The organism is Brotocaccenecus cirricatena, from assembly GCF_020687045.1.
GTDB classification, from domain to species: Bacteria; Bacillota; Clostridia; order Oscillospirales; family Oscillospiraceae; genus Vescimonas; species Vescimonas cirricatena.
On the sequence record NZ_JAJEPW010000030.1, the window covers coordinates 1 to 12,425 of the forward strand.

General features: G+C 47.9%; 11 protein-coding genes, 5 tRNA genes, 1 rRNA gene and 1 pseudogene. 14 read left to right on the plus strand and 4 right to left on the minus strand.

Features of this window, described 5'->3' with window-relative positions; translation table 11 throughout:
- Positions 1-7 precede the first annotated feature (7 nt).
- The 6 genes from rrf to LKD37_RS10285 all read left to right on the plus strand — a co-directional run bounded on the left by rrf (position 8) and on the right by LKD37_RS10285 (position 662).
- A 5S ribosomal RNA gene (gene rrf, locus LKD37_RS10260) occupies positions 8-123 on the plus strand.
- 1 nt (position 124) lies between these two features.
- Positions 125-199 (plus strand) — tRNA-Asn (locus tag LKD37_RS10265).
- A gap of 75 nt (positions 200-274) precedes the next feature.
- Positions 275-351: transfer RNA gene (locus LKD37_RS10270), tRNA-Ile, on the plus strand.
- A gap of 3 nt (positions 352-354) precedes the next feature.
- Positions 355-430 (plus strand) — tRNA-Trp (locus LKD37_RS10275).
- A gap of 76 nt (positions 431-506) precedes the next feature.
- Positions 507-583, plus strand: a tRNA-Asp gene (locus tag LKD37_RS10280).
- Positions 584-586: 3 nt separating this feature from the next.
- Positions 587-662, plus strand: a tRNA-Thr gene (locus tag LKD37_RS10285).
- A 25-nt stretch (positions 663-687) separates the two neighbouring features.
- Here the strand turns inward: LKD37_RS10285 and LKD37_RS10290 are convergent.
- The 3 genes and pseudogenes from LKD37_RS10290 to LKD37_RS10300 all read right to left on the minus strand — a co-directional run.
- Positions 688-834: a hypothetical protein gene (locus LKD37_RS10290; RefSeq protein WP_178871592.1), complete on the minus strand. Its 147-nt coding sequence runs from the start codon at positions 832-834 to the stop codon at positions 688-690.
- Entirely contained in the window at positions 831-2,255 is a 1,425-nt protein-coding gene (locus tag LKD37_RS10295; protein WP_302929133.1) for a tyrosine-type recombinase/integrase, read from the minus strand. Before LKD37_RS10295 ends, LKD37_RS10290 begins: the two co-directional genes overlap by 4 nt.
- A pseudogene (locus LKD37_RS10300) lies at positions 2,213-2,434 on the minus strand (tyrosine-type recombinase/integrase); the annotation flags it as partial. The pseudogene LKD37_RS10300 and the gene LKD37_RS10295, both read right to left, overlap by 43 nt.
- A 10-nt stretch (positions 2,435-2,444) precedes the next feature.
- Between LKD37_RS10300 and LKD37_RS10305 the strand changes: the two are divergent.
- From LKD37_RS10305 to LKD37_RS10340, 8 genes are all read left to right on the plus strand, one after another.
- Positions 2,445-3,650: a hypothetical protein gene (locus LKD37_RS10305; protein ID WP_302929134.1), complete on the plus strand. Its 1,206-nt coding sequence runs from the start codon at positions 2,445-2,447 to the stop codon at positions 3,648-3,650.
- 341 nt (positions 3,651-3,991) lie between these two features.
- Complete coding sequence (locus LKD37_RS10310) at positions 3,992-4,162, plus strand: ribbon-helix-helix protein, CopG family (protein ID WP_302929135.1); 171 nt, start codon at positions 3,992-3,994, stop codon at positions 4,160-4,162.
- The gene (locus LKD37_RS10315) at positions 4,149-6,221 is read left to right on the plus strand and encodes an HsdM family class I SAM-dependent methyltransferase (RefSeq protein ID WP_302929136.1); all 2,073 of its coding nucleotides are present in this window, start codon (positions 4,149-4,151) and stop codon (positions 6,219-6,221) included. The genes LKD37_RS10310 and LKD37_RS10315 overlap by 14 nt, the downstream gene beginning before the upstream one ends.
- Complete coding sequence (locus LKD37_RS10320) at positions 6,211-7,368, plus strand: hypothetical protein (RefSeq protein ID WP_302929137.1); 1,158 nt, start codon at positions 6,211-6,213, stop codon at positions 7,366-7,368. Before LKD37_RS10315 ends, LKD37_RS10320 begins: the two co-directional genes overlap by 11 nt.
- A gap of 103 nt (positions 7,369-7,471) precedes the next feature.
- Complete coding sequence (locus LKD37_RS10325; RefSeq protein WP_302929138.1) at positions 7,472-8,533, plus strand: virulence RhuM family protein; 1,062 nt, start codon at positions 7,472-7,474, stop codon at positions 8,531-8,533.
- Between the two features lie 146 nt (positions 8,534-8,679).
- Positions 8,680-10,155, plus strand: a complete 1,476-nt coding sequence (locus LKD37_RS10330) for a DUF5677 domain-containing protein (protein WP_302929139.1) — start codon at positions 8,680-8,682, stop codon at positions 10,153-10,155.
- Complete coding sequence (locus LKD37_RS10335) at positions 10,130-11,230, plus strand: hypothetical protein (protein ID WP_302929141.1); 1,101 nt, start codon at positions 10,130-10,132, stop codon at positions 11,228-11,230. The genes LKD37_RS10330 and LKD37_RS10335 overlap by 26 nt, the downstream gene beginning before the upstream one ends.
- A gap of 447 nt (positions 11,231-11,677) precedes the next feature.
- Complete coding sequence (locus LKD37_RS10340; RefSeq protein ID WP_302929142.1) at positions 11,678-11,815, plus strand: hypothetical protein; 138 nt, start codon at positions 11,678-11,680, stop codon at positions 11,813-11,815.
- A gap of 87 nt (positions 11,816-11,902) precedes the next feature.
- On the opposite strand, the gene LKD37_RS10345 is transcribed toward LKD37_RS10340, so the two are convergent.
- The gene (locus LKD37_RS10345) at positions 11,903-12,418 is read right to left on the minus strand and encodes a tyrosine-type recombinase/integrase (RefSeq protein WP_302929143.1); all 516 of its coding nucleotides are present in this window, start codon (positions 12,416-12,418) and stop codon (positions 11,903-11,905) included.
- Positions 12,419-12,425 lie beyond the last annotated feature (7 nt).

The following is a 12,425-nucleotide window of genomic DNA, read 5'->3' on the forward strand; positions in this document are numbered from 1 at the left end:
CAATATAGTTGGTGCTTATTAGGGCGAGGGTCCACCCGTTCCCATCCCGAACACGGAAGTTAAGCTCGCTTCTGCCCACGATACTTGGCTGGAGACGGCCCGGAAAAATAGGTAGCGCCAACACGCCTTCTTAGCTCAATGGTAGAGCATTCGGCTGTTAACCGAAGGGTTGTAGGTTCGAGCCCTACAGAAGGCGCCACAATAAGGGTGTGCCGCCACTCTGTAAGGTGGCGGCACACTTCTTTTTACATAAGCCATTGAGATCGATCCGCTTGGGCCTTTAGCTCAGTTGGTTAGAGCAGACGGCTCATAACCGTCCGGTCCCGGGTTCGAGTCCCCGAAGGCCCACCACATAGGGGTATAGCTCAGCTGGTAGAGCAGCGGTCTCCAAAACCGCGTGTCGAGAGTTCGAATCTTTCTGCCCCTGCCATTTTCCTATTGACAACGTATGTTGTTTCTGGTATACTCTAAAAGCTCGAGTTCGACAAGATCTCCTGATAATTGATGGCCAAGTAGTTCAGTTGGTTAGAACGCCAGCCTGTCACGCTGGAGGTCGTGGGTTCGAGCCCCATCTTGGTCGCCATATGCTGCTGTAGCTCAGTCGGTAGAGCGCATCCTTGGTAAGGATGAGGTCGGCGGTTCGAATCCGCCCAGCAGCTCCAGAACAACACCTGAAATCCAACGGTTTCAGGTGTTTTCTTTTGCTTTTTGCAACTTTTTGAACGAATACGGTTTTGCAAATTTTCGTTGACCACATAAAATACCACAGACAGAACGAAGCGGAGTTCCCGACATGGCATCGGGAACTCTGCGTTTCTTCTTTGCTTGCTTCATGCCGGGGCTTGGGGCTGCTGCCGCTGGGCGGCAATTTCTGCTTTCATTTGGACGATCAGTTCTGCCAGTTTCTGTTCGCATTCTTTCTCGCTGTGGGCGTAGACATTTCGTGCGAGGCGGCATCCATTGGGGAGCCGAGGGGAGTACCGTCCTTCCCACAGGTTTTCGTTGATCTGGCTGACGCAGCCGGTGCCGGGTTTACGGCGCTGACCTTTGTAGGGCCGGAAGGTGGATGGAGCCGGTTTCCTTGGCGCTGTGTCTATATCCTGGCTGATTTCTGATTTGGCGATCCCTCGGTCGATTTTTGCCGCTGCGGTTTTGCGCATCTCATCTGTGACATGAGCGTAAACATTCAGAGTTGTTGCGGTGGAGACATGACCGATAATGGTGGAGAGGGTTTTCACGTCCATGCCGTTTTCCAGCGCCAGTGTTGCGAAGGTGTGGCGAAGGTCATGGAAGCGGACACGCTTGCAGCCGGCCCGCTCCAGTATGGCGGTCAGCCGCTTGCGGACAGCAGCGGGATCTCTGGGCGAGTCATTGTTCAGCGGGGAGGGGAACATCCATGCAGAGTTTATTTCGGTTTTGTAGTTGCTTAGTACCATCAGAACAGGGGGCGGGAGGATGACGCTCCGGTTGGACGCCTTTGTTTTCGGCTCGGACACTGCCAATTCTCCCTTGACCCGGTGTACCTGCCGCTTTACCTGAAGTTCTCCGGTGTTGAAGTTTAGGTCATCCCATTGGAGGGCGCAGATCTCACCACGACGCAGGCCGGTGGACAGTTCCAGCAGGAGCAGTTCGAAACAGCCGTCCTCTTTGGCCTGGATAAGCAGCCGTTGGATTTCCTCTGGGGAGAGAACCTGCATCTCTCTGGCCTTGGCAGAGGGGAGACGGCAGAAGTCGGAGAGATTTTTGGGGATGATCTTCTCAGAGACTGCCTTGTCCAGCGCCGCGTGGAAGGTGGTGTGGATGCCGCGGACAGTTTGGTCGGAAAGTCCTTCGCCATACTGTTCCTGCCGGAGCAGACGGCCATTTTGTTTAAGCCCGGTATAGAACTGCTGGATATCTCCGGTGGTAAGTTTGTTCAGTGGAGTGGGGCCCAAGTTTGGGATGATGTGCTGATAGATCCGCCGTTCATAGGACATCTGGGTGTTGGGGCGAAGATTTGGCTTTTTGTAGGTCTGGTACCAGAAGTCCAGCCATTGGGCGACTGTCATGGTCTGCCGGGGTGGTTGCGGCTCAGATCCTTTTTGTGCGGCAATCAAACTTTTGAGTTTTTTCTCACATTCGGCCTTTGTTTTTGCCAGCACATTTTTAGTTTTGGGCAGTCCGCTGTCATCGTAGCCGATGACAACGCGGCCCTCCCAGCGGCCATCGCTTCTCAGACGGACGGTGCCGCTGCCATGTTTTCTCTGCTTTGCCAAGGATTCATCTCCTCTCCAAGGTAGTCGGTCAGGAAACCGCCCACGATCTCAGCGGCCCGCTTCTGCATATCTCCGGTGGTGTGCGTGTAGGTGTCCAGCGTGAAGCTGGCCTTTGTGTGGCCCAGAATGCCAGCCAGTGTCTTGGCATCCACACCGGAGGACAGGGCATGCGTGGCGAAGGCTTCGGAATTGTACTTGATGGAAGTGGGCGATGGACGTTATTCCATCCAGCTTTGTGATGACAGGTCAATCACGCGGATGCCTGCACTGACTCCCGCGGAGACCTTGATCGCCTTTTCTGAACTGGACTATATGGACTACCGCAAGGCGGTGCGGTGGCTGCGGAACGAGCATCCTCTATTTGAGGAGCGGATCGACATTCCTGTGAGCGACTTAGAGGACTTTGCCGCGGAGGCCATTTTGCTGACACCGGATCTGTGTGAGATCGATCCTGTGAGCGGATTTGTTGTGACGGACATTCTGCATCAAACTTTGCAGGCAGAGGATGACGGCACGGCGATGTTTCTGCTGGCTGCTGGACAGGAGATCCTGCGGGTGATGGAGGAACCGTTGCGTGTACAGAATTATCTTCGGAACATCATGGAGGTCACCTTCGACGGCACGGCTGGATTAACACCGGCGGAGCAGTATGAAAACCTGCGGGCAGCTTATGCCGACATTGCGCGGATCTGCGATCCGGCAAAGCTGCCGCGGTTGGAAAAACCACGGTCGTTCCGGCTTCGCAGCCTGATGGAACTGCGGATGCTGGTGTTGGCGCTCTACTTCGAACAGGACAACCAGCGGGTCTGCCGATGTGACTACTGCTGGGGCTATTTCATCCCAAAAACGAAAAAGGCCACCCGGTACTGTGACCGGGTGACCGATGGGCAGAGCTGCAAACAGCGAGGCGCGAATCTGGCAAGGCTGGATAAGACTTCGGAGGATGAGGCGCTCCTGATTTGTAAAAAGCTGCGGGACAGAATGTATTCCCGCCTGCTGCGGTGGATCGACGCGGCACCTTCTGAGCGTTCCAACCTGATACCCATGGACTACGAGCAGTACGACCAGTGGAGCGAGAACGCTCGGCTGGCACGGGAGGAATATGTTCAGGGGAAATTGACCGCAGAGGGGTTCCTGCGAAAGATCGACACCACCCATGAGCTGACGAGCTACGAGGTGGACAAGATCGACCTGCCCGATGGGCCAAGTATGTGGCAGCGGCTTGTTGCGAGGGACTTCAGATTTGACCCGGAGAGATACTTTCCGGAAGAAATGGCATACCTGGACTTGAATCTGAACGACCCTGACCCGCAGTGGCTGATGCTGACCGCTGATGATCTGCGGAGGGAAGCGCAGAAGGGTCACCAGAGCCTGAAAGAGAAATACGGGAAATGAAAAATACTCGGGACCGGTTCGAGAGAACTGATTCCGAGTATTTCTGCTGTTTACAGCAGCGCAAGATATAAAACGGGAACGCTACAAAATGGTTGCCCTACGAGCCCCATGAATGTCTGAGACCACACATGGGTGTAAATCTCACCGGAAAGCTGTGAGATTGAACCTTCGCTTGGCGTTAGGCAACGGAATTGTTAATGCGCAGAACAGCAACATGGAGATACCGGCGGTTGGAAGTACCTGTAATTAGCGGGCTTGTCGCTTAAAATCCGTTCTTGCAAAGGCTATTTCTCTGTGCTACACTATTACACAGATACACAAGAGGATGGGAGCGAGCTGCAATGAGCAACAGAAATATGGTTAATATAACCATTACAATGACGCGGGAGGAGCGAAAAGCATTAAAACAACTTGCTCTGGATGAGGATACCACGGCATCTGCGTTGATCCGTGAATGGCTGAAGGAGCATATAGAGCAGCAACAGGAGGTGAGCGACCATGGCGAGCATTGAGGAAAAAGTTGAGGAGCATTACAAGAAGATACTGGATGAGTTAGGAATCAGGCACTATGGAAAAACGGAGAGCATTAATCGAACCATTACAGATGCTCTGCGGTCTGCGGACTCCAAATCTGGTGGCTCTGGAAATAATTACCCCGATATTCAGCTTCTTTTGGAAAATAAGACCGCCCGTCGAATTCCTGTTATGATTGAAGCCAAGGGGTTAAAGAATCGATTGGAAAAGATCTCGAAGTCCGGGCAGATCGAGCTTATCACCTATTATGAGAAAGACAGTAAGCGCAAGGACGGTACGATACAGCATCACGCTGGCGACGCCAATTATTCCAGCATTATGAATTACGCCGTGAACGGAGCTGTCCACTACGCCAACGCCATCTTGGACAGCAGAGGTTACACTGAAGTGATCGCCATCGGTATTAACGGAACACAGATGAACGCCGATGGCTCTGTTCAGGATGCGGAATGCAGGGCGTATTATATCTCCGAAAAGAATAATCGTGTCCCTAAGCATATTCCAGAACTGGATAAGGGATGGTCGCTGTTGAAGGCGGACAATCTGGATAGATTTTTTGCAATGCTGGACAAAATGACGCTGACCGAGAAGGAATTGGAAGATTTGAGACAGCGGACAGAGACTGCGTTGGAAACGAAAATTAAGTCGATTCACCAAAGTCTGTACGATAATCCCAAGCTGCGGACGGCGCTGACCACGAATGAGAAACTGTATCTATTCTGCGGTCTGATCATGGTCGGATTGACTACCAAGGGTGTGGCACCGCTGGACGTAAATCAGTTTACTGGTAATGACGATCAGGAGGACAACGACAGTACGATCATTATTACCCGAATCCGCTCTTTCCTGAAAAAGAAGAAATGTGGCGACGATAAGATACGCATGATTTTAGACCTTTTGCAGCCAGTGTTTAAAAAGGAAACCCTGTGGAGACCGGTAAATGGCGAGAGCATCCTCAAAAGCCTGTTTAAGCAGGTGAAGCAGGATATCATCCCTTGTTTGGAGAGCAATCTGCACCTTGATTTTACTGGGAAAATTCTCAACTCTTTGGGAGACTGGGTACATATCGAAAATGACAGAGAGAATGATGTTGTGCTCACGCCACGCTATGTAACAACGCTGATGGCGAAGCTGGCCCGCACTAATATGGACTCTTTCGTGTGGGATCGAGCTATGGGTTCTGCTGGATTTCTTGTGTCGGCTATGGACATCATGATAAAAGATGCGCAGGCAAAAATCCACGATCAAAAAGAGTTAGAGAAGAAAATCACCAACATCAAGGAGCATCAGCTTTTGGGCGTGGAAATCCTCGGTAATATTTATATCCTGGCTGTGCTGAACATGATCTTGATGGGGGACGGCTCATCCAACATTTATAATGGCGATGGTCATGATTACAACAATGAGACCGGAAAGTTTCCTGCCACAGTATTTCTTCTGAACCCTCCCTACTCTGCGGATGGCAAGGGCTTCAACTTTGTGCAAGAGGCGCTGGAAAAGATGACCTCCGGCTACGCCTGCGTTCTGATCCAGGAAAATGCGGGCAGTGGAAACGGCTTGCCCTATACGAAAAAGATATTGGAGAAAAACACCCTTTGTGCCAGTGTCCACATGAGTGATATCTTCTGCGGAAAGTCCAGCGTTCAGACGGCTATCTATGTGTTCCAGGTCGCCCGTCCCCACGAGGTGGACGACATGGTAATCTTTATTGATTTTAGCAACGACGGTTATGCCCGGCAAAATCGCAAAAAATCCAGCCAGGAGGTCAATTTGCGAGATGCCGATCACGCTGCTGAGCGGTATGCCGAGGTGGAGGCCATTGTGCTGGGTAAAAAGCCCAGGACTCAATACTATACGGAAGAAAACGGCCTTGTGATTCGGGATACCGTATCGCTAAATGGCAACGACTGGACCTTTGCCCAGCACAAGGTGATCGATACCATGCCTACGGAGGAGGACTTCCGGAAAACTGTGGCGGACTATCTGGCGTGGAAGGTTTCCCAAGCAATTAAAGGGGACGGTGGATATGGAGTATAAGGCATTCCGAATAGGGGCTTTGTTCGAAAAATTAAATGCTCCATATATTGGGGCTGGCCGCAAACAGGACAATGTCTCTAAGGAAAGAACAGAAGAGTTTTCATTGCCGTTAATCAATTGTAAGTGGGGCGACAATGGGATCATGTACTATGGTCGGCCTTCTGACTTTGTTCACTATGAAAATGTCCTTTCTGTTGTTTATAACGGTCCGCCTACGGTTGGCACGGTTTATGCACAGCCGCTGATTGGAGTTTTCACCGACGCTTATTTGATAGCACTCAAAAAATCTGTAATGCCGCATATGTCGATGGAGCTGTGTCTTTATCTTAAAACTGCGGTCGAAAAGGCAATCCATGATACAAAATATTCGAGAGCGGATAAGGCAACATGGACAGGCAAGGTTGAGAACGATGAGATTTTTCTCCCGGTCACAGATGAAGGAACGCCGGACTGGGAGTATATGCAGGAACGAATCAGCGTGCTGGAGCAGGAACGAATCAGCGTGCTGGAGCAGTATCTCCTGGCTGCTGGATTGGATGACTACAAGCTGACGACCGAAGATCAGGAAACGCTGAATAAGAAGGCTACATTTAAGCCCTTCAGTATTGGAGATTTGTTTGTCCCGCTGAAAGGCGGGTATATTGGTACCGGAAAGAAAATTGGTTCTGCAACGAAAGCGCGTAGTGAGGAATATTGTATACCGCTGACTTGCGCCAAGCTCGGGGACAATGGTATTATGTACTGGGGCAAGAAAGGTGATTTCCGCACCTATACAAATGCGATTTCCATTATAGCTGATGGTGCGGTTTCGGCCGGCCTTGTTTATGCTCAACCGGAAGAGGCCGGAGTATACAGCCACTCCTATTTTATTAGGCTGGAAAATGTCGAGGTTTCCTATCGGACAAATCTATATCTTGCGAGTGTATTGAACAAAGTTCTTTACCCGAAATATTCCCGTGAGAGACCGCCGCGGTGGGAAAATAAAGTAGAAAATGACAGCATTTTACTTCCTGTTACGGCAGAGGGGCAGCCAGATTATAGCTACATGGAACAGTATATCCGGGTACAGGAAAAGTTGGCCATTCGGGATGCTATACAGCTCAAGGACAGGATTATCGAAGAGACAAAGTGCGTCGTTGGGGCGTAATATTGTCTGTTGATGAGATGAACGGCGTAGTTTTCTATATGTCTTGAAATGTGGAAAACTACGCCGTGTCGAGGTGAGCAAATAAAAGGGGGACGGCAACAAAATGGACAAGAACTCCAAGAAAAAAGAATTGGCGCTTCGCAGTTCTGCTGCGGAATATTTGACTTTTGTGGCCTCCACCGGCGACAGTGACGAAAGTTTTGAGATGCGTTATGAGGATGAGAATATCTGGCTGACGCAGAAGATGATGGCGGCGCTTTACGATGTTGACATTCGCACAATTAATGAGCACATTAAGAAAATATATGACGACCACGAACTGTCGGAGGAGGCAACTATCCGGAATTTCCGGATAGTTCAAGCCGAGGGGGGACGGCAGGTCAACAGAGAACTGAAGCATTACACGCTTCAAATGATCATTGCTGTTGGATTTAAGGTCAATAATCCCCGTGCGGTACAGTTTCGCAAATGGGCGGGACAGATCGTGAAAGACCATACCATCCAAGGCTGGACCATGGATAAAGAACGCCTGAAAAAAGGACACATGTTTACGGATGAATACTTTGAGCGTCAGCTCCAGTACATCCGTGAAATTCGGCTGTCTGAGCGGAAATTCTATCAAAAGGTCACGGACCTCTACGCTACAGCTTTCGACTACGACAAGGATGCAAGGACCACCCGTCTGTTTTTCCAGACTGTGCAGAACAAGCTGCATTATGCCGTTCATCGCCACACAGCGGCAGAGCTGATCGTGGAGCGGGCTGATGCGGCGAAAGAACACATGGGGCTGGCAACCTGGGAAAATGCACCAGACGGAAAAATCGTAAAGGCTGATGTGACCGTAGCCAAGAATTATTTGAGCGAAAAGGAAATGTCATATCTGGAGCGAATCGTGTCTCTCTATTTGGACTATGCTGAGCTTCAGGCTGAACGCAAAATTCCTATGAGTATGGAGGATTGGGCGAAGCGTCTGGACGGGTTCTTGGAGTTTAACGGAAACGAACTGCTGACGGGACCCGGTAAAATCAGCGCGGAGCAGGCAAAGCTTCATGCCGAAACAGAGTTTGAGAAATATCGAATTATTCAGGATCGACTCTACAAGAGCGACTTCGATCGATTCCTCATGTTGGAGCAGTCGACGCATGATGCTCTGCCGGAGGATTGACTTTCTATTGTTTACAGCAGCGCAAAATAAAACTCTTTTCTTGTTGAAAAACTCGGGGCTCCAAAATTAACGGAGGCATCCGTTAGGGGTGCCTCCGTTAGTTTTAGAACAGCTGTAGCGCGATTGAGAAGGCGAAAGGAAGAGAAATGAGACGCAGCAAACTATCTGACCATACCTTTCAAAAAGGTAAGTTTATAACGCCAATAAATGCAATACCGTTGATGCATGAACTTGAAGACGAAAAGTCGTGGACTTATGGCCGCATGCCAGAGTACCTTTGGATTGGATTGATTTTGAAATATTATGGACGAGATGAAGGGTTAAGAAAGTCCTACGGCATTATTTCTGCATTACACAAATTGGCACCTGGCCTCTATACAGCAAGATTATCACAGATATTAAAGCTGGACGCAGATATTCAAAAGAGATTTTATGATTACATTATTTGCAGTGGAGCTAAAGAAGCACTTGCGCCGTTAACGGTTTTTCTTACTGCAAGCAAAGCCCCGATTTTTGCTAAGTGCTTTTATTGTCCAGATCAGAGTGTTGAGGACAGGTGTGAAGCGATAATTCAGACAATGCGTGAAATAATGGATCACCAATCTAATGAAGCAACTGATATCAGGTTTGTAGCACTCTATTTTAATCAACTTTCAGGGGAAGTACATCTTTTAAGAGAACAGGTAGATTTGCTGGTGGCCTATCCGTCATCCAAACACACTGATGAAATAATGTGCATGGCTCGTCCAACAGTACGTTCTCTTGAAATGATGATTTTGACTTTTGAAGAGGTTGACTCTGCATACTTGAAGGAATTTTGGAGGTGTGTAAGCGAAATGACAGATTGCAGTATATTCGCCATTCGATTTTCAGAGGAAAAGAGAAACATCACCGCATACATGGAAAAACTGCATGAGGTATTTGTGTATCTCTCGGAACTGTTTTTAACAGCTGCCCCGCTTAATGAGAAAATGAGTGTTTTGCTCGGGATTGCGACATATTCTTATAAGCGATTGAAGGAAATTTATGAGCATCAGTTATTTAATTCTATATCTGGCAGAAGTTGCGTGCGTGTCTTGATTGAAGACTATATTATGATGAAATATCTCGTAAAAAACGAGTCGTTTCATGAAAATATTTGGCGTGATTATCAGCTGTATGGTATGGGGCTATATAAGCTCGTTTTAGCAAGGCACAGGGAAAATGGTGCTTTAGAGGAATCTCATTTCGACGAAAAATATATCGAAGCTTTAGTCAATGAATTCAAGGGTGAAGAATTCATTGATATGGATACTAAATATTTTGACAAGCAAAACATAAGGCTTAAAGCGGAAGATGTCGGAGAGAAGAATCTATATGGCTTATATTACGATTACGATTCTTCTTTTGAACATGGATTATGGGGAGCTATTCGTGAGTCTTCTCTTTTGAAATGTAACAACCCCGCTCATAAATATCATTGTGTTCCGGATGTTGAGGACGAAACCAGATTGAAAACCGTTCTGCCAGATTGTATTATGATTATGAACAAAACTATATCTTTTTTGGACGAGATATATGGTATCCCAGAACAGTTGTTAAATGAGGTAATTAACTTTGAAATCAAACCTATTGCTGGATAAGATTCATTTAATACAAACTGAATATAAAGAATTGCTCGCAACTTTGTTGCCAAAATTAAAAAGTAGCCATTCACCAGAAGCGTTGGATGAAATTAATTTATTCTGGCTGCGTCATATCGAGGAAATACAGCTGTATCTAAAAGCTTGGTTCCCTGGTGAAAACAGTTACGTTTTCACGGCTGCCACATTTATGGATTTTGAGGATAACGAACACTTACCTTTTTTGTTAATGGGAGACAAGCATATTCTTGATGATCCTCTGAGTAAGTATTCAGAAATACGAAGTAAAATGCCAGATGGCAAAGATGCTGAATTTCTATATGAGCAAATCGGAGTGACAGCAGAAGATAATCTGAAGCTATTAGAAAATGTTCATGGTGAAATCCTCATACTGCCGCTTCGACTTCTCAACCAATCAAATGGCTATCATTCGCTCTATAGCGTCGGGGGACAAGCATTTATTAGCCTTTTTAATGGAATCGACAATCTGAACGATTACTTTGCAAAGTGTAACAGCATTGATGATATTATACGATTTGCCCGTGAAGATATTGGAAGATTAGTGATGTTCTCGGAAGATGATAATGTGATGTTACCATTTGGAGAGCGGTTCAGGGGCGCTTTGTCTGGAACCAAATACATGGTAGATCGAGCCAAGCCAGATTCATACAATTTCTTTATACTTGTATTTGGGTGTATCCAACAAGCCATTGATGTTCTTGTATCGTGTATAGAGTACGGCTGTATCCCATATATTAGATATCCAGTTTCGCTTCACTACATCTCACTATTGTCGGAAAGTATGTTAGACATAGAGCACATAGTCAAGCTTCGTTTCAAGATGAGTGTTGCATTTGTTGTTTATCAGCTTTGCGATAAGGGTAGACTTGCAAGAGTTAGTTTAGAAGAGTTTTTGAAACAGATTCAGGCATATAACTTTAATGAAAAGCTGTTCCGAGTTCTTGCCGAACATGATATTAATGATAATAGTTTCTTAGGGCATACAATTACACAGCTGGTAATTGACGAGTTAGAGGCATTCTATAATATACTGTCTGAAGAAAGCGGTATATAAAGTAAAAAACTCTGGCGAGTGACTGATAGAGATACAGCGGATGTGGTTTCTGACGATCAGCGGGCGAATGCGTAAAATTGCGGCTTGACCACAGTTCCACCACAGACAGATGTGGAAACAACGGAGGCTGCACTTCTCGAAAGTTCTGGAAACAACGCCGTTCGGAACAAAAACGACTAAAAATAAACGGAAATCGTTATAAAAAACACCAAAAATCACTTGGTAAGGATGAGGTCGGCGGTTCGAATCCGCCCAGCAGCTCCACGCAAACCCTGTAACCACGACGGTTACAGGGTTTGTTTTGTTGGTTCACAAAGAAAACCACCGGCTCTGCCGGTGGGAAAAAATAGCCTATGGCGAGGGGAAGAGTAGACAAGAAAAAGTCTCCGAGTTAAAGTAAGGCAAAGGTTTGCCGGCCAAGACTTACAAAAACAAGGAGACTAATTCATGACAAGTAATAAAACCAACGACAAGCAAAAGCTTGCCTGTGATGGTGATGGCCCGTTTACGGGCGGTAGGGCAGAGAATGCGAACGAAGAAAAATTCGTGCCCCTTGAGGGGCTTGCCAGTAATAGGCCCTTATAGGGCCAGATCAAACCTCCGGCTTAGCCGGAGGTTTTGATTTTATCGTTTCTTAGTTTCGTTGGACTTTCCAACAGATCTTCCAACAAGCTATTGCTGCGTCTGTTTTTGCAGCGTTGCAATGATCAATTTAGCAATGTCGGGATTTTCTTGCAGCAGGCGGTACGCCTGTTCCGCAGAGTTATCCAGCGGCGTTTCCTGCGGCACATCAGCCCGTTTCTGGAAGAAATCCTCCTCTACCTTCTCCGCCAACCGGCGGCGCTCCTCGTTGTTGGTATGGGCGTACAGATCTGTTACCATACGGGATTGTGCGTGGCCAGTATCGCCCTGCACCGCCTTGATGTTTCCGCCGCCGATTTGCAGCTTCAGCGAGGCGCTGCAATGCCGCAGACTGTGAAAAACTACCGGCGGCAGTCCTGTGGCATCGGTCAGCTTGCGGAGCAGAAAGGCAATCTGCCTTTCCTCGTAGGGACGTCCGTCCTCATGGGCAATCACAAGGCCAAAGTCCTGATAATCGCTGTCCAGCATTTCTTTTGCCCTCTGCTGCCTATCTTTCTCCTCTGTGAGCGCCATCGAAACGGTTTTCGCCAGAAATACCTTCCGCACACTGCTT